A 22,678-nucleotide genomic window follows, 5' to 3' on the forward strand; every position below is an offset into this window, starting at 1 on the left:
GTCATGGATTAGAAACCAATCGTGCGGTTTTCTTTTTTGGCAAAATGAACCTCTTCCTCCAGGTGATAAATGTCGGCCAGCGTCATCGGTTTTTCCGTGCGGAATTCGAGTTGGCGTTCGTCGAGCAGGCGATTGGCTTTCTCGACGGCCAGTTCGCCAAATTCGTAGCGTGCGATCAGCCGACCTTTCCGGAGCAAAGCCGGGTCGAGTCGTTTGATGTCGGTATTGAATGTGCAGATAATCTGGATGGCCAGGCAGTCGGCCAGCAAACCGTCGGTCAGGTTTAGCAGGTTCGAAACGGCGGCATTTCGAACGTCGGTTTCGCGATCCATCAACACCTGCTCGGCTTCTTCAATGACCAGAATCGAGTTGCGCTGTTCGAGCAGAAACGGAATAAAACCGGGCTGCGTCATCACTTCCACCAACTGGGGCGGCAACACCAGCACCTGCTTGGAAAGCTGCGTGGTCAGGTGACGAATGAGATTGGTTTTGCCCGTTCCCGGTTTGCCGTGCAGAATGATCAAGCCTTTTTCGCCGTTGGTATTCAGGCGGTTAATCAATTTGTCGTAGACCGGCAGCAGATCGTCGTTGTAATGTTTTTCCAGCTCAAGGGGCAGTAACTTCAACTGGGTTTCTTCCACCACCAGCTCGTTATACTGTTGCGTAATGAGTCCGACCTTGCCCAGCGAATTATCCGGGTCCGGAATTTTATAGGCATCTAGCCCCGCTAAAACCCGCTCGAGAATTTCACGACTGGCATACCCGCCCACCAGCGAATACGCCTTCATGGCGGGCAAATAATGCAGCCGGAGCAGAACGCCCGCCGGATGCGACCAGAACGAGTGTTCCTCCTGTTTGGTAAACAATTCCGTGCGCTCGTGAACCTTGACAAATTGCTGGTTGAGCAGGAAATCAGGTAGGGTTAATTCAAACTGATGGCGGCAGATGAGCTGATTCGGGAAGACGCCAAACTGTTGAACAAAATAATAAACGTTGGGAAAATCGTCGTCGTCGGGCGAAAATTTAAAGAGGTCGGCTGGCAGTTTCCAAGACATTCCGTAAAAATCGGTGAATGCCCGCAAACGAACAAAAAAACCGGTACGATTTATTAACTGAGCCCTGTCAGGTTTTCAAAACCTGACAGGGCTTTGGCAGTTCTTAGTTAAACGAAGGAGTCGGATGGGAAGGTGATTGAGGCCGTTGAAAAAAGCTGACGAGCCACACAATGGCCGCTATAATCGCACCAATTGTTGCCACGAGCGATACCGACCCGTTGCCCTGTTGCCCGACGGCGATGGCGGCATACGCCCAGACGAATACCAGTAAATACGAAAAAATTCGCATCCGGCTAAAGACGAATAAGCCGATGGCCAGCCCAACGGCAATCAAAATTTGCGCCCAGACCGGCCCGCTGATGCCCCAGCCATTCCAGCCACTCGATTCCAGCCAGACGCAAACGTTGGCAATCGTGGCTACGGTTACCCAGCCAAAATACAAGCCAAACGGAACACGGGCCAGCCATTTTTCGGCGGCTGGCACTTCCGGCGCATTCAACCGAAGGCCAAGATTAATGCTGTACAACGTATATAAAATACCGGAAATGAACAGGACGGAAACAAAAAGCCATTCATTCTGGAAAATCGGTAACCACAAACTGTTGAACAAACCGTTCAGCATCACCAGCGGGCCAACCGCCCGAAAACGCGGATTGGTTCGCTGCGACGGCAGCGCCTGATACACTGCAAAACCGAGTAAGCCCAGGTAAATGACACCCCAGATCGAAAAGGCAAAACCGGCCGGGGTGAAGTCGGTGAAGTGTTTGTCGGACACCTGCGCATTGGTCTGTCCGCCGAACGGCAGGGCGTTCGACAGGTAATTCATCACAATGGTCGAAACGATGGTGAAAACGACGAGAAATTGCCGGAGTTTATCGCTTTTCATACGTTAAAAAAGTTTACGGTTTACGGATTTCCGTTTACGGTGGCTGGCGCAAGCAAAAAACGAATGCGTCAGCCACCGTAAACGGAAAACTGTAAACCGTAAACTTAAATTTTAACCCGTTGTTCGAAATGCCCGGTTCTAGAAACTCAGAATCTTGAACTCCGTTCGGCGGTTGCGCTGGTGCTCGTCTTCGGTTTTGGCGTTTTTAACAATGAGCTGCGTTTCGCCGTAGCCTTTGGCAATCATGCGCTCGGCGTCAATGCCTTTGGAAACGATGTAATCGACGGCGGCTTTGGCCCGGTTTTGCGACAGGCGCATGTTGTAGGCGTCGGCAGCCCGGACGTCGGTATGCGAACTGAGCTCAATTTTCAGGGTCGGATTGTCTTTCAGGATCGTCACGAGCTTGTCCAGTTCCTCCGCAGCGTCGGGGCGGATGGCGTATTTATCCAGGTCGTAATAGATATTCTCGAGTACGAACGTTTTGCCCAGCGAAACTTTGTCGAGCAAAACCGGTACGTCGAACGTCGTATCCGTTTCGGCTTTTTTCAGGAAAATTGGCGGAATACTCCGGCCCTGCATCGTAAACTGCTCACGTTTGGTCAGATAGCCGGGGCGTTCCACCAAAACCGTGTAATCTTTTCCTTCCTTCAGCGGGTATTTCCCGAACGTGCCCGGTTTGCCCGTCACGGCTTCCGCAATCGGCACTTCTACGCCATCTTCGATAATCCGCACCTTCGCGGAATCCAGCGGAGCCTGCGGTGACGCATTTTCCGAAACCGTACCGGCGATAAAATACCGCACGCGCTTGGGCGCTTCGGCGGGGGGCGTCGAGGCCAGTGGCGGTTTGTTGGGGTTCGATTCGGAATCGTCGAAGAAGTAAATATCGTCGTCGCCCTTGCCGCCTTCGCGGTTCGACGCAAAATAACCTTTCTCGTTATCGATCAGCACCAGTCCGAAATCATCCGCCGGGGAGTTGATCGGAACGCCGAGGTTTTCGACGGAAATAATGCCCTGCGAACGGGTAGCCACGAAAATATCGAGCTTGCCCAAACCCGGATGGCCGTCGGAAGCAAAATAGAGTTTCCCATCTTCGGCCACGTACGGGAACATTTCGTCGCCCGGCGTGTTGATGTCGCGGCCCATATTGACCGGGCGGCTAAACCGGCCCGATGCGTCCATGTTGGTGCGGTAGAGGTCGATGCCGCCCACACTTCCGGCGCGGTTTGACGCAAAATAGAGCGTTTTACCGTCGGCCGAAAAAGCCGGGCTGCCGTCCCAAGCCGTCGAATCGCTGATGGGCAGACGCAGCGGATCGCTCCAGGTATTGCCGTTTAACCGGCTGATATACAGATCGACGTCCAAACCGCCTTTGCGTTTGCCGTTGTTTCCGCGGGCGAAAATCATGATTTTTCCATCTTTCGAAAACGCGGGCGTTCCTTCGTTGGCGTCTTCCTTGAAGATGTTCGGGCTGAATTTCTCCGGATTATTACCGGTTTCGTCGGGCTTCTGCGCCAGCTTGATTTTATAAATACCGGTCATCGGCTGACCGTTGTTCTTGTAGACTTTCTCTTTGCGCGATGAGGTGAAAATCAGTTCGTCTCCGCGCAAAACCGGGGCGTATTCCGAACCCGGCGAGTTGAGCGCGCCGATGTTTTTGGGTTGAAACGCAATTTTCTTCTGGCTGATCAGGTCAATCGCCCGCAGCGTTTCGGCTTCGCGCCGGGCTTTTTCCAGATTGACTTTGCTGGATGGTTTGGTGGCAACGTACTGATCCAGTTGCGCCAGCGCTTCGGGGTATTTGCCCTGGGCTTTCAGTGCGTAGGCGTAATACATTTTAGCATTAACCTCCGTAATACCGGCTTCAATGGCTTTCTGGTAAAAGGGTGCCGCTTGCGGAAACCGGTTCGACAGGCGGTAGGATTCGGCCAGCAAATAGTTCAGGCGGGCCACATCGGTGACGCCTTTGCCATTGGCGGCTTTCTGTAAATTCTCGATGGCCAGGTTGTATTCGCCTTGTTCGAACTGTCGAACGCCTTTTTTATATACCTGCATGGCAGAGTTGCATCCAGCCAGCCCGATGGCCAACCCCAGCGCCACCAGCAGGGAATAGGAGGTACTGATTTTCATATACTTACTATAACAGTAGACTGTGTTCGTTGCCAAGTTAACGATTTATCGCTTGGCTATGTATTTTAACGAAGAGAAGTTGATTTTATTGGCGGAAAACCGGACCCAAAAACCGGCTGGACGGAAACGAAAAAATCCCGCCGGTGGTCGGCAGGATTTTGTTGAAAGACGCAATTGAATAGTAAACGCCCGGGCTTGGCAAAAAGTTTACGACCTGAAAAATTATGGTATTATTTTTCAGAATAATCGCTGGTCTCATTTTCCTCGTGGAACAAACGCCAGAAAGCCGGTTTTTCGCCAAAAAAACGCTTCGAACCAAATCAGTCAGTCACTACAAAAACTCGGAAGGGTATTGTCGGAAAACCTATCTTTGCGGGAACGAAATCGTATGAGTGCATTTAAAAAATTGGCGAGCGATACCGCGCTGTATGGGATCAGTACCATTCTGGGGCGGATGTTGTATTGGTTGATGGTGCCTTTGCACACCCGGGTTTTTCCACGCCCGGAAGAATTGTCCTCGAATGTGGAGTTGTTTTCGTACGTACCGGTTTTGCTGCTGCTGTATACGTTCAGCCTGGAGACGGCCTTTTTTCGGTATGCGGCCCGGCAAAAAGAAGACCGGCAAAAGGTCTTTAATGAAACCTTAAGCATTGTTCTCACCGCGAGTATTCTGGTAACGGCTTTGATTGCGGTTTTGTCGCCCCAGCTTGCAGACTGGCTGGATTATCCCGGTCAGCAGAAATTCATTACCTGGGTTGCATTGATTGTAGCGACGGATGCCATCGTGTCGATTCCGTTTGCGCGGCTGCGGATCGAGAACAAGGCCCGGCAGTTCGTGAAAGCCAAATTGATCAACATTTCCGTCAATGTGCTTTTGAACGTCTTTTTTCTAATCATCTGCCCGCAGATTTACAACGGCGAATACCTGCTGTTTCTGCAACCCGTCGTGGATTTGTTCTACGATCCGACCATTGGCCCCGGCTACATTTTTCTCGCGAATCTGATTTCCAATCTGGTGTATTTCCCACTGCTGCTGAAAACGTTTGCGGGCTTCCGGTTTCAACTCGACAAACCGCAGGTACGGCTGTTGCTGGCGTATTCGTTTCCGCTGATGCTGACGGCGCTGGCGGGCAACGTCAATATGCTGACCGACCGCTGGTTTCTGCGCCCGCTGTTGCCGGAAGGATTTTATCCGGGCCTGACCTCGGAAGACGCGCTTGGGATTTACGGCAACTGCTACAAACTTTCGGTTTTTATGGCGCTGGCTATTCAGTCGTTCAAGTTCGCGGCCGATCCGTTCTTTTTCTCCCGCGCCGAAGACAAAAACGCGCCCGGTTTGCTGGCCGAAGTCAACAAATGGTTCATTATCGTTTGCGTCCTGATCTGGGTCGGGATCAGTTTGAATCTCGACTGGATTGGTTTGTTTATCGGAAAAACCTACCGGCAGGGGCTGGGCGTCGTGCCGATTCTGCTGCTGGCCAACCTGGTGCTGGGCGTTTATTACAACATTGCCTTCTGGTTTAAACTGAGCGATAAAACCGCTTACGGAACGCTGATCACCGCCATCGGGGCAGGGGTTACGGTTTTGCTGAACTTGCTGCTGATTCCGATTATGGGCTATATGGGCTGCGCGGTGGCCTATCTGGTGTCGAGTGTGGTGATGTGTGTCACCTGTTACGTGTTCGGTGAAAAGCATTATCCGGTTCCGTACGACGTTTCTTCCGCGCTGATTTACCTGTTCAGTGGCGGTTTATTGATCTACATCGCTTCGCAAATCGAAATTTCCAACCTCTGGGTTTCCATTCCCTACCATTTTGTGCTGTTCGCTCTCTACGTCGGAACCATGCTGGTGATCGAACGAAAAACATTTGCCCCGCTGCTGGTGAAAGTTCGGAATCGGAGAAGAGCTGTTTAGAAAGAATGATAAATAGTAAGAGACCGTCTAAATTTTATAATTTTCCTTTTCCGCTTTGCCCCCAACCCTCTTTAGGGGGCTTTAATCGGCATTTAAAAGCCCCCTTTAGGGGGTTGGGGGCAAAGCGGAAAGAGAAAATCTGAATTTTAGACAGTCTCTAAATGATGAATAGTAAATGTAAAAGGGCCGAATTGGAAACTACTCTTACATTAATCATTCATCATTTACTATTTATTATTCCTTTTAAACTGTTCATCTGCCACCCGGTAAAACGATAATAAACTCCGAGCCTTTTCCGGGCTGGCTTTCAACCGTTAGCGTTCCGTTGTGGCCTTTGGCGATGATGTCGTAGCTCAGTGAAAGGCCCAAACCGGTGCCTTCGCCGGTGGGTTTTGTCGTGAAAAAAGGCTGGAACAGTTTTTCTTTTACGGCATCGGTCATTCCCAGACCGTTGTCGATCACCCGGATTTCGACCTGACGACCAGTGGTTTTTGTCTGGACCTTGACCTCCGGTCGAAACGACTCCGATGCGGTTTTCTGTTTGGCCTGAACGGCGTAAAAGGCGTTGTTGAACAGGTTGAGCAAAACGCGTCCGATTTCCTGCGGCACCATTTCCACCAAACCGACTTGGGGATCCAGGTCCGTTACTAACGGGCAATTGAAGGAAGTGTCTTTCGCCCGCAAACCGTGGTAAGCCAGCCGCAGGTATTCGTCGCAGAGGGCATTGAGATTCGTGGCCTGCCGATCGCCCGAACTGCTGCGGGAATGCGCGAGCATATTTTTGACAATCTGGCTGGCCCGGCCACCGTGCAGGGCAATTTTCTGGAGATTCTGCTTTAAATCCCCCAGCAGTTCCTTTTCCAGTTCGACGTCGCGATCCGGTTTTTGCTGTTCATCTTCGAGTTCGGTTACCAGTTCGGTGCTAACCTCCGAGAAGTTGTTGACAAAGTTCAAGGGGTTCTGAATCTCGTGCGCAATTCCGGCGGTCAGTTCGCCCAGCGACGCCAGTTTTTCTTTGTGAATGAGTTGATTTTGAGTTGCTTTCAACTCTTCGAGCGAAGTTTTCAACTGGGCCGTTCGCTCTTCCACCTGTTGTTCCAGCCGTTCGTTCTGGCTGGCGATGATGCGATTTCGCTCGATTTCGCGCTCTTTTTCGAGTTGTTCCTTTTCGATGGCCTGTTGCGCCACCCGTTTGCGGGCCAGGTTGTAGCGGTTGAGCAGGGCACCGGAGAAGAAAATGATGAGCCAGGCGAAACACGCGCTTTCGATATATCCAAAATTGTACCACTGCCATTGGGGAGTAGTAATCTTAAAGAAGAGCCCCAGCAGGTGAGTTGATAGCGTGTAAAGCCAGAACAGAAATAAGGGCGTCGTGGCAATCAGCGCATAACGGGCGTCGAGCGAGCCACGCCGGAGCATTTTCAGCATACCAATTGCCAGTAAAACATAGACGACCCGGATCAGGATTTCGATTGTAACGAGCACATCCGACGGCGGCAGTGACGGGAATCGGTACATGATGAATTGGACTCCGTTGGCCAACGCGGTGAGAATGAGAAAGAACGTGATGGCCTTGTTTAAGCGGGGCAGAGTCGAAGCGAGCGGGATGAATTTCCGAATCGACTGAATGAAAAAGAAGTAGAAAATAATGAAGAAAAAGATGCTGATCGACTTAAATAAGTAGGGATACTCCGGAAAGAGCGCCAATTGCAGGTTGAACCCGTTGCGTTCGAAAATGAAAAAAAACAGGCAAATCGCGAAATAGAGATAGACCCGATCTTTGATGGCGAAAAAAATGTAAAGGTTATAACTGACCGCCAGAAGAAGAATGCCGATCATGATTCCTTCAAAGAAATACTGTTCCCATTCGCGGTCGACCCGGAAAGATTTGTAAACGGAGTGAATGCGGTTTTCTTCGGTCTGGAGCTGGGGCGAAAGATAAGTGAGCGGTGAACGCCAGAACGGATTTTCGGAACGCTGATAGAATGTAATCTCCTGGCCGGGAGACAGTTGGAAGAAAAACCGGAACCGTTCGACATCCGAATTATGGACCGGAAGCTGGCTTTGCGGAATGAGTTCGCCGGTTCGCTGGTATTGCCAGCGGCCGCCGGGCATTGATGCGTACAGATCAAAATAGCTACTATTGAAGTCACACAGATGCAACTTCAGATCATGGTCGAGTGCATTTTTGATCCGCATGCGAAGCCAGCAAACGTGGGATTTCCGGTTGGGGTTGTAGTACGAATCAAAATGAAAAGCCGTACTGCGCTGTACTTCCTCGAACGTCAAAGTGCCAGCGCGATCTTCCAGAACCTGAAAGTGGGTTGTGTCAAGTCTGAAAAAACCGGAATCCGTCTTGATCTCAAAAACCGGTGGCCAGGCTTGCTGGGCAAAACCGCTGAATGTCAGGGAAATGAATAATGAACAATGAATAACGAATAATGAATAACGAACCGGCCACGTCAGGTATCCATTCCGGGCCGCTGGGCGATTCATTGTTAATTGTTCATTATTCATTGTTCATTAAGCCTTGGTGTCCCGCAGCAGTTTGTTCGCGTAAATAAACTCGTTGAGTTCCGGCACATTCGAGCTGGTAATGGTCGAACTGCTGCCTTCCCACAATTTTTTGCCCTGATAGAGAAACATGATTTTTTCGCCGATTTCCATCATCGAGTTCATGTCGTGGGTGATAACAACGGTCGTGATCTGAAATTCGTCGGTAATTTCCCGAATCAACTCGTCGATTTTGATGGACGTCAGCGGGTCAAGGCCGGAGTTGGGTTCGTCGCAAAACAGGTACTTGGGGTTCATCACGATGGCCCGGGCAATGCCGACGCGCTTTTTCATCCCGCCACTGATTTCCGAGGGCATGCGGTCCGCAGCGGCTTCGAGCCCCACCCGTTGCAGACAGAACCGGGCCCGGTCGATTTTCTCGGCAGATCCCATGTCGGTCAGCATGTCGAGCGGAAAACCAACATTTTCCAGAACGGTTTTGGAATCGAACAACGCCCCGCCCTGAAACAAAACGCCCATTTCGCGCCGGATCGCCTTCTGCGTATCTTCGTCACCGATCAGAAAATCGCGGCCGTTGTAGAGCACCTGACCTTCTTCGGGTTTGACGAGGCCGATCATGCACTTCAGCAACACACTTTTGCCGGTTCCGCTGCCACCGATGATCAAACTCGTGTCGCCGGGCATGAACTTTCCTGAAACGCCCGCCAGAATCGTTCGGTCCCCGAAAGTTTTCTGTATGTTTTTAATCTCGATCATGAGTGAGATTGAGTCAGTTGTTTCGCGGAGTTGAGCGGAGTAAAAGCGGAGTTTAGCAGAGAAAAAATAGAAAGAATACTCCGCTTAACTCTTTTTACTCCGCTCAACTCCGCGAAATAATCTCTTTTACAACAATAACTGCGCTAATAGAAAGTCGGCGGCCAGGACGGCGATGCAACTGTTGGTCACGGCGGCCGTTGATGCCTGCCCCACTTCCAGGGCGCCCCCCGATGTATAATAGCCTTTAAACGACGAAATGGTTGAAATCAGAAACGCAAACACCACCGATTTAATCAAGGCAAACGTGATGCTGAACGGTTTGAAGTCGGAGCGCAAACCGCTCACGTAATCTTCAGGCGTGATGATGTCGGCGGCTGTTCCGGCGATGTAGCCACCGTAAATGGACAGAAAGCCCGCCAGAATCACCAGCATCGGAAACATGATCATCGAAGCCAGCACTTTGGGCAGCACCAGATACGAACTGGAATTGATTCCCATAACTTCCAGTGCATCAATCTGTTCAGTAATTCGCATGGTTCCTAAACCGCCCGCGATGTTGGAGCCGACTTTCCCCGATAGCACCACGCAGGTAATGGTGGGGGCCAGTTCGAGAATGGTGCTGTCGCGGACAATCACCGCAATGATGGAGAGCGGCACCAGCGGGCTGACCAGGTTATACGCCGTCTGCACGCAGGTTACCGCCCCGATGAAGGTCGAAACGATGGAGACGATGAAGACGGAATTGATGCCGATTTGTACACACTCTTCCAGAACCAGCCGGGTATACACCCCCAATTTTTCGCGATTCCGGAATAGCGAACCTAAGAAGATAAAATAACGTCCAAGATGATGCATGAGCACAAATAACAACAAAACTACCGTAAAGATAGAACGGTTTTGTGCGTATCTTGCCAAAAAACCTGAAAGAGTCGATAGTCATTAATGAACAATCGTGCGTATTCTACACGATGGGCAGGGGCTAATGACGATGAATTGATTCTATGAATCCATTATTGGTAGTCACTGGCGGCACAAAAGGCATCGGTCGGGCCGTGGTTGAACGTTTTGCGGAAGGCGGTTTTGATGTAGTCGTATGTGCCCGCAACGAAAACGATTTAAGGCAGTTAAAGCACGAAATTGAGGAATCGGTCGCGGAGGTTCTGGAAGGGTTTGACGATGCGGTGATCCCAACCATTTTTCCGTTTGCGGCCGACCTTGCGCAACGCACCGACGTTAATCTCCTGATCGATTTTATCCGCTCGCTGGCGCGCCCGGTCAGCGCCTTGGTCAACAATGTGGGCATTTTTCTGCCGGGGCAAATCCATAACGAACCGGAAGGAACGTTCGAGTTGACGATGAATCTGAACGTGGCCAGTATTTATTACCTGACCCGCGGGCTGATTGGCAATATGATGAAGCAGCGGCACGGCCACATTTTCATGATGGGATCAACGGCCAGCGTAACGGCTTATCCGAACGGCGGTTCGTACTGCATTTCCAAGTTTGCGCTGCTGGGTATGGCCAAAGAATTGCGGGAAGAAATGAAACCGTACGGCGTTAAGGTGACGACCCTGCTGCCCGGGGCCACGTATACGGACAGCTGGGCTGCTTCCGGTTTGCCCGAAGCCCGGTTTATGCAGGCCGCCGACGTTGCCGAGGTAATCTGGTCTGCCTATAATTTATCGGCGGGAGCGGTTGTCGAAGAAATTTTGCTCAGACCGCAGTTGGGAGACATTAAATAAAATGAATAATTAACAATGAATAATGAAGTCGTTCTGGCTTGTTCATTGTTAATTATTCATTACTCAATCAAATCTTCCTTTGTATCTTGCGCCCTCATCGACAAAAATGAGATAGAAAAGTACATTTCAAACATAAAACTCCAGTAATGGAATCAGTTCAATATTTGGGTATTGACGTCGGCGGTACGAATGTCAAAATGGGGGTTGTTGACGCACAAAGCGGCAATATTACCAATTTCTACAGCCATGATACGGCCAGCTGGCGCGAATCAGGGCATTTTGTCGAACAATTCGCCGACGCCATCGCGCTCCAACTGTATGAACACAAGGAGATTAAGAAAGTAGGGATCGGGCTTCCCGGAATGATTAACCGGGAGAGAACCGTCCCGCTCGAGATTACGGCCATCCCCGAATTAAACGGGGTTCCGATGGTTGAAACCCTCAATAAACGGTTTCCTGACGTACAGTTTTTTCTGGAAAACGACGCCAATGCCGCAGCACTCGGCGAATTTTATTTTGCCGACGATACGATCGACGAAAATTATATCTTTATCACCCTCGGAACGGGCGTCGGTGGGGCGGCTATCATCAATAAAAAAGTGTTCCTCGGGGGCGATGGTAACGCCATGGAACCCGGGCATTTGCCGTCGCGTAACAACCGTGTGCTCGAACGCAACATCGGTAAAAAAGAGTTGCTGGATTTAGCCAATGACATGCGTCAGGAGTTTGAAGGAGCAACCCAACTGGCGAATGACGGAAGCATTTCGACCACCAGTCTGGTAGCCGCAGCCGCGGTTGGCGACGAACTGGCGCTGAAAATCTGGTCGGAAGTGGGCGAAATGCTCGGCGACGGTCTGGTGGCGCTCATCCGGGTGCTGGACATCAAGCAAATCCTGATTGGGGGCGGCCTGTCGGCTTCGTACGATTACATTCTGCCCGCTGTTCAGAAACAACTCGACTTCTGGCTGACGCCTTATTACCAGAACGGCCTGTCGCTCAAACGTGCCACGCTGGGCAATGACGCGGGCCTGTTAGGCGCGGCCTCGCTGTGTTTTGAGTAAATGGTTTTGATTGCTGAATGGTTAAAAATGGTTGGATGGTTATTAATCCAGGAGCCGTTTTTAACCATTCAATCATGTTTAGCCATCCAACCATTTAACCCATCCAGCCATTTTACACAATATTCACTTCCGGATTCAGCCGGATGCCGAACTTGTCTTCAACGGATTGCTGCACTTTGCTGGCCAAACTAAGGATTTCGGAACCCGTAGCGCCACCGTGGTTAACCAGCACGAGCGCCTGTTTGGAATGAACGCCCGCGTTACCGACATGCTTGCCCTTCCAGCCGCATTGCTCGATGAGCCAGCCCGCCGGAACTTTCATCGTCAGGTCGCCGGTCGGAAAACCGGGCATGGCTGGATACTCGGTTTTCAAGGTTTCAAACTGATCTTTTGAGATCTCCGGGTTTTTGAAGAAACTGCCCGCGTTACCAATCTCGGCCGGATTGGGCAGTTTGCTCCTCCGGATGCGGATAACGGCATCGCTAATTGCCTTGATACTCAGCTTGTCTTCCGAAATGCCCATCGTCGCCAGCGTTTCGCGGATGGCGCCGTAGTCGATGTGAAAAACCGGTTGTTTATTCAGGCGAAACGTCACGTTGCTGATGATGTATTGCCCTTTGGCTTCGTGCTTGAAAACGCTTTCGCGGTAGCCAAACCGGCATTCGGCGTGGTTAAAAATCCGGGTTTCGCCCGTTCGGATGTCAACCGCTTCCAGGTGATCGAAAACCTGCTCGATTTCCACGCCGTATGCGCCAATGTTCTGCATCGGTGCCGCACCCGTCGTGCCCGGAATCAGCGATAGATTTTCAATCCCGGCATAGCCATTCTGAACGCAGAACAGCACCAACTGGTGCCAGTTGACGCCCGCACCGGCTTTTACAAAAACATGCGATGCATCTTCCCGAAGCACCTCGATTCCCTGAATCGACATTTTAATGACCAGACCCTCAAAATCACGCGTGAACAACAGGTTGCTTCCTCCGCCCAAAATCAGCTTGGGAACTGCCAGAAATTCAGTTAATTGGAAAAGTGTTTGTAATTGCGCGTCGGTGTCGATTTCAACCCAATAGCGGGCTTTCGCGTCGAAGCCAAACGTGTTATAGGATTTCAGCGATACGTGGCTCTGAATATCTAGCATGGGTTGGCGTAATAATGCTACCTCAAAGTAAGTAAAAAGAAGGGAAAACGTTGGTATATCGATAGGATTGCTCAACAAGCTAGCGGGCAGATTGTTGTATAACCAGATTGTTGCTAAATTTGCAGGCAAGGAATGGAAGCACACATCAATAGAATTCGGCTGGATAACGCGCTTATCCTGGTAGTTTTGGTCGGGCTATCGGGCTGGTTCAGTTCGTGTGCGTCGTCGAAAAATACCGGTTCCCGTTCGTCTTCATCGGCGGACTACAATACGTACAATTACGACCTGTCGGCCACCCGACCGACTTTCAGCCCGTCGGCACCCGTAACGACCAAACCGCCCGCAACGGCACCACCAACGCGCCCGGCTCCGGAAAACCGTCGCCCGATGCCGATGGCCGAACCGCTGCACATCAATAAAAAACTTGACGCTATTCTGGATACCATTTCCGTCAAAAACCGCTCGATTCGGTACGCTCAGGGCTACCGTATTCAGGTTTACGTTGGCGAAGAACGCGGGGAAATGGATCGGGTCAAGCGGTTTACCTACCAGAATTTTCCGGAATTGAATCCCTATACAACCTTTCGCCAGCCAACGTATCGGTTAAAAGTGGGGGATTTTATGCGTAGGCTCGATGCGGAGCGGTATCTGGCGCAACTGCGTCAGCAGTTTTCATCGGCAACCCTGCTGCCCGACCGGATCGAAATCCGGCGGAGTCTGTCGGTTAAATAGTAAAATCGAGGTATCATTTATTCGTTGCAATTGCAAATAATTATGAAAAAAGCACTTATTACCGGAGTAACCGGCCAGGACGGCGCCTATTTGGCCGAACTACTTTTATCGAAAGGCTACGAAGTCCACGGGATCAAACGCCGGAGTTCGCTGTTCAATACCCAACGAATTGATAATTTATACGAAGATCCGCACGAAAAAAACGTTCGTTTTAAACTCCATTACGGCGACTTATCCGATTCGACCAACATCATCCGGATTATCCAGGAAGTACAGCCCGACGAAATTTACAACCTCGGGGCTATGTCACACGTGCGGGTGAGTTTTGAGGAACCCGAATACACCGCGCATGTCGACGGGATTGGTACGTTGCGGATTCTGGAGGCCGTCCGTTTGCTCGGATTGACTAAAAAAACCCGGATCTACCAGGCTTCAACTTCTGAATTATACGGCGGTGTGCAGGGCCACGCGCAGTCGGAAACCACGCCGTTCTATCCCCGCTCGCCGTATGCCGTGGCTAAATTGTACGGTTACTGGATTACGGTCAACTACCGGGAAGCGTACGACATGTATGCCTGCAACGGGATTCTGTTTAACCACGAATCACCCCTGCGCGGGGAAACGTTTGTAACCCGCAAAATTACGCGTGCCGTGGCCCGAATTGCGCTCGGGTTGCAGGACAAAGTGTTCATGGGAAATCTGGATGCCCAGCGCGACTGGGGCCACGCAAAGGATTACGTGGAAGCGATGTGGTTAATGCTGCAGCAGGACACGCCGGAAGACTTCGTGATTGCCACCGGCAAAACCACCCACATCCGTGATTTTATCCGGATGGCATTTGCCGAAGTCGGCGTGGAACTGGAATTCAAAGGTGAGGGGGTCAATGAAACCGGTGTGGTCGCCAAATCGACTCATCCGGACTATCAACTCGCCGTGGGCAGCGAGGTGGTTTGCATCGATGAGCGGTATTTCCGGCCGACGGAAGTAGATCTGCTGCTCGGTGATCCGACCAAAGCCATGACCAAACTGGGCTGGAAACCCAAATACGACCTGGCAGCCCTGGTGAAAGAAATGGTAGCTGCAGACATCGAACTGTTCCAGCGCGATCAATTGCTGGAAAAAAGCGGCCACCGCGTGATGAATTATTTCGAGTAAACTTTATCCCTAAATCCCCTGAAGGGGACTTGGACAAGGTTATACCGGATTCAAAAAGTCCCCTTCAGGGGATTTAGGGGTAAAACAAAAACCGCCCGTTCTGTTGGAACGGGCGGTTTTTTTATTGAACAACAACACACTTTTCGTTAAACCGGTACGGCGTAGTAATACATCCGTGAGCTGTTCGGATACATCCCGATCAGCATCAGGCCTTCGCCTTCTTTGGTGGTAGTCAGTGCGGTTTGCAGGTCTTTCACCGAGCGAACCAGCTTGCCGTTGGCTTTCACAATGATGAAGCCTTCTTCGATATCGGTTTCGGACATTTTACCTTCGCGGATTTTTTTCACCCGAACACCGCCATCAACGCCCAGCCGTTTGGCATCCGTTGCGGTCAGTTCTTCGAAATCAGCACCCAGCGAACCCAGGCTGGAGGCAGAATTCGAGGCAGAAATGTTGTCGCTTTTCTTGATGATATCACGGCCGCCGTTGCGGTTGCGCAGTTCGACGCGGAAATCACGCATATCACCATTGCGGTTCACCGTCAGGGCAATGACGTCACCCGGACGACGGCGACCGATGATTTCGCGCATCTGAGCGTCCGAATCCACATCCTGTCCTTCCATTTTCACGATCACGTCACCTTTCTTCAAACCGGCCGTTGCGGAGGCACCACCCGCCACAACTTCGTTGATGTAGATACCACGGCCAATTTTAGAACCCAGTTCCTGCGCTTTCAGGCTGTTCAGCTCAACCGGGATAATGCCCAGGTAACCGCGTTGTACGTTACCGTATTTTACTAAATCAGCCGATACTTTTTTCACCAGTGAAACCGGTACGGCAAAACCATACCCACTGTAGTAACCCGTTGCGGAAGCGATGGCGGAGTTGATACCGACCAGTTCACCACGCAGGTTCACCAGTGCCCCACCGGAGTTACCGGGGTTGATGGCGGCATCCGTTTGGATGAAGGCTTCAACCGGCGCTTCGGGTTTGGCTTCGTTCTGATTGATGTTCTGATCCAGAATACCGATCCGGCGACCTTTGGCACTCACGATACCGGCCGTAACGGTCGATTCCAGATCCAGCGGATAACCTACTGCCAGAACCCATTCGCCGAGTTTCAGCGCGTCGGAATCACCAAGGGTGATCGACGGCAGGTTTTTGGCGTTTACCTGAATAACCGCCAGGTCGGTCAGGGGGTCGGTACCGATTACTTTCGCTTTAAAGCTCCGCTTGTCGGTCAGAATAACTTCCACTTCGTCGGCACCCTGCACCACGTGGTTGTTGGTGACAATGTAGCCGTCCTGGCTAATGATCACCCCTGAACCGGATGCCTGACCGCGTTGACGTTGCGGAGCGCTGTTACCACCCCGGCCAAATTCGTCACCGAAAAAGTCGCGGAAAATATCCGGGATCTGTTGCTGGCGGACAGTGCGGGTAATGGTGGTTTTGATATGAACGACCGCCGGAGTGGTGGCTTCGGCAGCATACGTAAAGTCGCCCGGAGCGCTCTGGGGTCCGGTCAGGGCTGCCAACCGACCCGTGGGAGCGGGCGTTGGCGCCGATTCGTTGAATATGACATCCTGCTTATTCAGTCCTAAGAAATTATAAGCGGCCAGGGTGGCAAAGCTTGATAGCAGAGCGATAATCGCTAAAGTTTTCCAGTTGCTTTTCATGACTTGATTCTAAAATGGGTCGTTTACTGTACTATTGTTGGTACCAGTTCCCCACGATAACGAAATCTACTTTCCCAAAAATTCGCTTTTCTCACGCAATTAACAAATTTTAACAGGCGAATGTTAGTGGACTCGATAACACGATCCGGCTAAAGATAACCGCTGGAAAAAGCGGTTTTTAGCTACCCGGTTTTAGATCTGAAATCAGGGATATGCCGACAAATGGACAACATCCGTACCAGCCCTACTGTTTACACAAATTTATGTCATTATGGCGGGAATGTTTAGCCCTTTTAGAACAAAATATAGTCAGATTGTCACCTGGCTTTCAAAAAAGCCGGATGATGCAGGTCAGACTGACAACATTAAAACGAGGATACGGACCGTTATTCCGTGCGCAACGATTTGACCGGATCCAGCAGGGCGGCTTTGATCGCCTGATAACTGACCGTCAGCAGTGTGATCACCAATGCACTCAAACCGGCCACCGCAAACACCCACCACGCCATGTCGGTGCGGTACTGGTACTTTTCGAGCCAGTTAGTCAGAAGATAATACGCGATGGGGGAGGCAATGCCGAACGAAATGGCCACCAGAACGACGAAATTCTGGGACAGCAGACTCCACAGATTGAAAACCGACGCGCCCAATACCTTGCGCACCCCGATCTCTTTAATGCGCTGGCCAGCCACGAACGACGCCAGGCCGAAAAGCCCCAGGCAGCTAATCAGAATAGCTAAACCGGCAAAAATGCCCGCCAGTTTGCCCACCCGTTCTTCGGCCGCAAACTTGGCGGCATATTCCTGATCGACAAACTTGTACTCGAACGGAACGCCGGTGTTGTATTTTTTGAAAACCTGCTCAATGTTACTCACTGCCTGACTCGCGCTCATCGCCGGGTTTATTTTCAAGGTAACTAAACCGCTTTGCTCGGTGGATAAGTGAAAAATTGACGGTTGAATGGGCGCGTAAGGCGACCGGACAACCATGTCTTTAATGACGCCGATGATTTTATACGGGCGGCCGTCCCAGCGGATAATTTCGCCGACGGGATTCTTGAAGCCGATGTATTTAGCGGCAGTCTGGTTAATGATAAAGGCCGAAGAATCGGTGGAAAACGCGGGCGAAAAATCCCGACCCGCGACGAACTGCCAGCCGATGGTTTTGCCGTAGTCGTGCGATACTTCCACATTCGGAAAATCGACCGAGAGATTCGGATCTTTGCCTTTCCATTCAAAACCGCCGTTGGTTGACCAGACGTCGGTGGTTGGGCTACCCGACCGGGCCATTTCGGTCACGGTTCCGGACTTTTTCAGTTCGTCCCGAACCACATCGAACTGTTTATGAAAACCGGATGAAAGCATTTCGACCGTCACCAGGCCGTCGCGGGTATAGCCGATGGGGCGGTTTTTGGCAAACTGAATCTGGCGAAAAACGATGATGGTGCCAATGATCAACGTAATGGAAACCGTAAACTGGAGCACCACCAGCACCTGACGGGGAATCGTCGCGAAACGCCCGACCCGAAAGGTTCCTTTCAGAACTTTTACCGGCTGGAACGACGACAGGTAAAGCGCCGGATAACTGCCCGCAATCAGGCCTGTAAACACACTGAATCCCAGCCCCAGAAGCCAGAAAGCCGGCTGATTCCACGGAACGGAGATCTGCTTGGCCGCGACCTCGTTGAAGAGCGGCAGAACGAGCTGGACCAGCGCCAGCGACAGCAGAAAACCGAAAGCAACAACCAGCAGCGATTCACTGAAAAACTGACCGATCAATTGTGTGCGCACCGAGCCAACGGCTTTGCGGATGCCCACTTCTTTAGCCCGTTTTTCGGAACGGGCCGTCGAAAGATTCATGAAATTGATGCAGGCCAGCAAAAGGACAAAACCGCCGATCAGGCCAAAAAGCCAGACAAATTCAATGCGTCCGCCGGTGCGAATCCCGTTCTTAAAATCCGAATACAAATGCCACTGACTCATCGGATTCAGAAAAACCGCCGGTTTATACCGCTGCTCTTCTTCACGGATGTTGTCGACTTTGATGTTTTTGATTCTGGCCGATACTTTGTCAATATCCACATGGTCAGCCAGTTGTACGAAAGCCTGAAAACAGTTGCAACGCCACGGGTTGTCCGTTTTCGTTATCCAGGGCTCTTTGATGAGATGCAGCGCCCAGGGAGCCACAAACGTCATTTCGTTGAAACTCGAATTCGCGGGCAGGTCTTCGTAGACGCCTGTCACTTTGACCGACTCATTGTTATCGAGTTTCATGACCTGACCCAGCGGGTCTGCTTCGCCAAAAAACGATTTGGCAACCGATTCCGAGAGTAAAATGGACGCCGGATCGTTCAGGCCCGCGCGGGTTCCCCGGAGCATTTTCAGCGTCAGCATGTCGGGTGCCTGCGGTTCGATGAACAGCCCGGTTTTCGAGAAGGTTTTCTCCCCAACGGTCAAAATATGACGGCTCATCCAGGATGCCATCATGACGTATTTAAAGTCACTGCCGTAGCTTTTTTTTAGTTCGTCACCAATCGGAGACGGCACCGAAACCTGGGTGCCAATGTCGCCGTTGTAGGTTTGATGCTGCATGACCTGCGCAATGCGGTCGTAGTTCTGGTGGTATTTGTCGTACGACAGCTCATCATAAATCCACAAACCGATGAGCATGGCAACCACCATTCCCGTTGCCAGACCCGCGATGTTGATGAACGAATAGACCTTGTTTTTGGCCAGATTCCGAAGGGCGATTTTAAGATAATTGCGTAGCATGTCCGTAGTTGCAGGAGTAGGGTATCGACTCGGTTTTCGTTTAATCGCAAAGGGCTTCATCAAACTGAAGATGTCCCGGACGTAGCGCCAGCGGGCTTTTCGCAGACCGATCAGCGGAATGCGCTGGTAAAACAGTTCGTCCAGATCGCCTTCCAGCTCTTCCACCAGTTCCGGGGCGCAGAAACCGTGCAACAGGCGTTTGGCCCAGCGGGGCGGTTGCTGTCGGTCGGTTTTAGCCAGGCGGTTTTGATCGTCGGTCCCGTTCATTATCAGGTAGCAGGGTATTAGTCCTGTAAATGTATAACAAATGCCTTGCCAACTTGGAAAAACCGCCTTGAAGCGCGATCTGTACGCGTTTACCGACTGATCCTGTCCAGAAACGGACAGCCGATGTACACAAATGGACAGCCTGAAAAGAGGAGGAAATAAAGGAAAGTAAAACCGGTGGTTAGTTGGAAACCGGTTTCATCTGCAATTGCTCACAGGCTTTTTCGGCGGCCGATTGTTCGGCTTTTTTCTTGCTGTAGCCGCTGCCCTGCGCAAACGGTTCGTCGTTGACCGTCACCTGCGAAATGAATTCGCGGAAGTGGTTGTTTCCGCGTTCCGAAATAATAATAAACTCGACTTTTTTGCCTTCGCGCTGCGCCCATTCGATCAGGCGGCTTTTGTAGTTGGCGTTGTTGCTGATCAGCGCTTCGAGGTCGTAATGCCCGAGCAATTCTTTCAGGATAAACCGGCGGGTAAACCGGAAGCCTTTATCCAGGTAAATAGCTCCAACCAACGCTTCGAGGGCGTCGCCGTACATCGACGTGCGGGAAGGCACGATGCCCCGGTTGCGGCTGCCGTCGTATTCGATCAGGTTTTCCAGACCGATTTTGCGCGCAATGCCGTTCAGGGTTTCGCGATTGACGATCCGGGAGCGGATTTCGGTCAGGAAGCCTTCGTCTTTGTACGGGAATTTTTTGAAGAGAAACTCGGCAATCACCATGCCCAAAACCGCATCACCCAGGTATTCCAGCCGTTCATTGGATTCTTTAAAACCCTTGATGGCTGTTTCTTTCGAAGCCGACGTATGCCGGAACGCAAGCTGGTACAAACCAACGTTATTTGGCGCTTCGCCAATGATGTGTTCGACGGAGCGCTTAAATTTTTTGCGTTCGCTGTTTCCAAACCGGAAAAAACTGCGAATAGGCTCGAAAAAGGTGTCGGTTAAAGCGGCTTGCACGCGGCTGTTTCAGGACTCAAGTTTGCGAAATATAACAGAAAAATTGTGACCGCCAAAACCGAATGTATTGCTCAGGGCAACATTGATGGTGCGTTTCTGAGCTTCGTTAAACGTAAAATTCAGTTCCGGGTTAAATTGTTCGTCGTCGGTAAAGTGATTGATGGTGGGTGGAACAATACCGTACTTCATCGCCATCAGGCAGGCAATTGCTTCGATGGCTCCGGCAGCACCCAGCAGGTGACCCGTCATGGACTTGGTCGAACTGATGTTCACCTTGTACGCATGGTCGCCGAAAACCTTCTCAATCGCAACTGCTTCACTAACGTCGCCGAGAGGGGTGGAGGTTCCATGCACATTGATGTAATCGATGGCTTCCGGCCCGATCTGGGCATCGTCGAGCGCATCTTTCATGACATTGATGGCACCCAGGCCTTCCGGGTGGGGCGCCGTAATGTGGTAAGCGTCGGACGACATGCCGCCCCCGATCAGTTCGGCGTAAATTTTGGCACCCCGCGCTTTGGCGTGTTCGTATTCCTCCAGAATAAGAGCCCCGGCACCTTCGCCCAACACAAAACCGTCGCGGTCTTTGTCGAACGGCCGCGAAGCGGTTTCCGGGGAGTCGTTCCGCTCCGAAAGCGCGCGCAGCGCATTGAAACCGCCCACACCGGCTTCGGTTACGGCCGCTTCGGAACCGCCGGAAATGGCGATGTTCAAACGGCCCAGCCGAATAAAGTTGAAGGCATCGATCATGGCGTTGGTGGCCGAAGCGCAGGCCGAAACCGTCACGTAATTGACACCGTGAAAACCGTAGCGAATCGAGAGCATGCCCGATGCACTGTCGGCAATCATTTTCGGAATGAAGAACGGATTATAACGGGGAGAACCATCGCCGGTTGCGTAATTTTTGACTTCGTCTTCAAAGGTTTTCAGACCTCCGATTCCGGAACCCCAGATGACACCGGCTTTATTTAAATCGAGCTGCGTAAGGTCGAGCCCGGCATCCTTGACGGCTTCGTCGGCTACAATGAGCGCATACTGCGCGAAAGGATCCATCTTACGAGCGTCCTGCCGAGGAATAAACTGGTTGATATCCAGATTTTTAACTTCGCAGGCGAATTTTGTCCGAAATTTTTCGGCATTAAATTTAGTAATCGGACCGGCGCCACTTACACCGGCAGATAAGCCGCTCCAGAACTCTTGTACTGTGTTACCAATCGGCGTAAGAGCGCCCAGGCCGGTGATTACTACTCGTTTAAAAGGCATAGAATGAACTACAAATGAAAAGCTTATTTCACATTCTCTTCCAGATACGTGATGGCTTGCCCAACCGTACCGATGTTTTCCGCCTGATCGTCCGGAATAGAGATGTTAAACTCTTTTTCAAATTCCATAATCAGTTCAACTGTGTCGAGCGAATCAGCGCCCAGATCGTTGGTGAAGCTGGCTTCCGGCGTTACCTCCGATTCCTCAACACCCAGTTTTTCAACAATGATTGCTTTTACTTTGTCTGCAATTTCTGACATTTCGGTATGCGTTTGGGGTTCTAAAAACTGTGCAAAGAAAGAGATTAAAAACAGTATTGTCAAATAATTTTTTCTACCGAAAATCGTTTAAAAGGGCTTGGTTTTTTTTGTAAAAAGACAGATTAACAGCCTATTACAAAATAAAATTGTATTTGACAACCGAACCATATTATCCGTAATTGTTCACACAAAAACCGGCCGAATCAGGGTTATTCCATTTCTTCGGAGATAATATCAGGATGTCTGACCGACAATAAACGGTTTAATTTTATTGTCGCCAACCCGGGCGGTGAAATAAACCTGCTGAAAACCGCAAAAGTTATTTTGGAGCCCCATTCGGTAGATTCGGGTCCTTCAAGATAGGTCAATTGTGTAGCTTTGTACGAAAATTTTAAAACGGCT

17 protein-coding genes are annotated in these 22,678 nt (G+C 51.0%); 5 read left to right on the forward strand and 12 right to left on the reverse strand.

Annotated features, from left to right (window positions below):
• Nucleotides 1-8: 8 nt before the first annotated feature.
• The 3 genes from GJJ30_RS06660 to GJJ30_RS06670 all read right to left on the reverse strand — a co-directional run bounded on the left by GJJ30_RS06660 (nt 9) and on the right by GJJ30_RS06670 (nt 4,068).
• Nucleotides 9-1,055: an AAA family ATPase gene (locus GJJ30_RS06660; protein ID WP_154174358.1), complete on the reverse strand. Its 1,047-nt coding sequence runs from the start codon at nt 1,053-1,055 to the stop codon at nt 9-11.
• A 103-nt stretch (nt 1,056-1,158) separates the two neighbouring features.
• Nucleotides 1,159-1,941, reverse strand: coding sequence for a TspO-related membrane protein (locus GJJ30_RS06665; protein WP_154174359.1), 783 nt, complete (start codon nt 1,939-1,941; stop codon nt 1,159-1,161).
• Nucleotides 1,942-2,079: 138 nt separating this feature from the next.
• Nucleotides 2,080-4,068 (reverse strand): CHU_0125 family OmpA-like outer membrane integrity protein, encoded by a 1,989-nt coding sequence (locus GJJ30_RS06670; protein ID WP_205880537.1) that lies wholly within the window; start codon nt 4,066-4,068, stop codon nt 2,080-2,082.
• Nucleotides 4,069-4,456: 388 nt separating this feature from the next.
• Here GJJ30_RS06670 and GJJ30_RS06675 point away from each other — a divergent pair, with 388 nt between their 5' ends.
• Nucleotides 4,457-5,983: an oligosaccharide flippase family protein gene (locus tag GJJ30_RS06675; protein WP_154174360.1), complete on the forward strand. Its 1,527-nt coding sequence runs from the start codon at nt 4,457-4,459 to the stop codon at nt 5,981-5,983.
• 252 nt (nt 5,984-6,235) lie between these two features.
• Here the strand turns inward: GJJ30_RS06675 and GJJ30_RS06680 are convergent, their stop codons facing one another.
• From GJJ30_RS06680 to GJJ30_RS06690, 3 genes are all read right to left on the reverse strand, one after another.
• Entirely contained in the window at nt 6,236-8,479 is a 2,244-nt protein-coding gene (locus GJJ30_RS06680; RefSeq protein WP_154174361.1) for a sensor histidine kinase, read from the reverse strand.
• 27 nt (nt 8,480-8,506) lie between these two features.
• Nucleotides 8,507-9,253: an ABC transporter ATP-binding protein gene (locus tag GJJ30_RS06685; protein ID WP_154174362.1), complete on the reverse strand. Its 747-nt coding sequence runs from the start codon at nt 9,251-9,253 to the stop codon at nt 8,507-8,509.
• Nucleotides 9,254-9,379: 126 nt separating this feature from the next.
• A complete protein-coding gene (locus GJJ30_RS06690) occupies nt 9,380-10,108 on the reverse strand; it encodes an MlaE family ABC transporter permease (RefSeq protein ID WP_154174363.1) in 729 nt (242 codons plus the stop codon).
• A gap of 146 nt (nt 10,109-10,254) precedes the next feature.
• Between GJJ30_RS06690 and GJJ30_RS06695 the strand changes: the two genes are divergently transcribed.
• Entirely contained in the window at nt 10,255-10,995 is a 741-nt protein-coding gene (locus tag GJJ30_RS06695; RefSeq protein ID WP_154174364.1) for an SDR family oxidoreductase, read from the forward strand.
• 146 nt (nt 10,996-11,141) lie between these two features.
• Nucleotides 11,142-12,056, forward strand: a complete 915-nt coding sequence (locus tag GJJ30_RS06700; RefSeq protein ID WP_154174365.1) for an ROK family protein — start codon at nt 11,142-11,144, stop codon at nt 12,054-12,056.
• Nucleotides 12,057-12,168: 112 nt separating this feature from the next.
• Here the strand turns inward: GJJ30_RS06700 and murB are convergent, their stop codons facing one another.
• Entirely contained in the window at nt 12,169-13,194 is a 1,026-nt protein-coding gene (gene murB, locus GJJ30_RS06705) for a UDP-N-acetylmuramate dehydrogenase (RefSeq protein ID WP_154174366.1), read from the reverse strand.
• A gap of 132 nt (nt 13,195-13,326) precedes the next feature.
• Here murB and GJJ30_RS06710 point away from each other — a divergent pair, with 132 nt between their 5' ends.
• Together GJJ30_RS06710 and gmd are read left to right on the forward strand one after the other, a co-directional pair.
• Nucleotides 13,327-13,926 carry an SPOR domain-containing protein gene (locus GJJ30_RS06710; protein ID WP_154174367.1) on the forward strand — a complete coding sequence of 200 codons (600 nt, stop codon included), beginning with the start codon at nt 13,327-13,329 and terminating at the stop codon, nt 13,924-13,926.
• A 42-nt stretch (nt 13,927-13,968) separates the two neighbouring features.
• Complete coding sequence (gene gmd, locus GJJ30_RS06715) at nt 13,969-15,081, forward strand: GDP-mannose 4,6-dehydratase (protein ID WP_154174368.1); 1,113 nt, start codon at nt 13,969-13,971, stop codon at nt 15,079-15,081.
• Nucleotides 15,082-15,227: 146 nt separating this feature from the next.
• Here gmd and GJJ30_RS06720 read toward each other — a convergent pair whose 3' ends face one another.
• The 5 genes from GJJ30_RS06720 to GJJ30_RS06740 form a co-directional block, all read right to left on the reverse strand.
• Nucleotides 15,228-16,757 (reverse strand): Do family serine endopeptidase, encoded by a 1,530-nt coding sequence (locus GJJ30_RS06720; RefSeq protein ID WP_154174369.1) that lies wholly within the window; start codon nt 16,755-16,757, stop codon nt 15,228-15,230.
• A gap of 386 nt (nt 16,758-17,143) precedes the next feature.
• The gene (locus tag GJJ30_RS06725; RefSeq protein WP_154174370.1) at nt 17,144-19,795 is read right to left on the reverse strand and encodes an ABC transporter permease; all 2,652 of its coding nucleotides are present in this window, start codon (nt 19,793-19,795) and stop codon (nt 17,144-17,146) included.
• A gap of 181 nt (nt 19,796-19,976) precedes the next feature.
• The gene (gene rnc, locus GJJ30_RS06730; RefSeq protein ID WP_124874953.1) at nt 19,977-20,753 is read right to left on the reverse strand and encodes a ribonuclease III; all 777 of its coding nucleotides are present in this window, start codon (nt 20,751-20,753) and stop codon (nt 19,977-19,979) included.
• Nucleotides 20,754-20,762: 9 nt separating this feature from the next.
• Nucleotides 20,763-22,016, reverse strand: coding sequence for a beta-ketoacyl-ACP synthase II (gene fabF, locus GJJ30_RS06735; protein ID WP_154174371.1), 1,254 nt, complete (start codon nt 22,014-22,016; stop codon nt 20,763-20,765).
• A 23-nt stretch (nt 22,017-22,039) separates the two neighbouring features.
• Nucleotides 22,040-22,276, reverse strand: a complete 237-nt coding sequence (locus GJJ30_RS06740; protein ID WP_038121612.1) for an acyl carrier protein — start codon at nt 22,274-22,276, stop codon at nt 22,040-22,042.
• Between the last annotated feature and the right edge of the window lie 402 nt (nt 22,277-22,678).

The sequence above is a fragment of the Larkinella terrae genome (genome assembly GCF_009668025.1).
GTDB lineage: Bacteria > Bacteroidota > Bacteroidia > Cytophagales > Spirosomataceae > Larkinella > Larkinella terrae.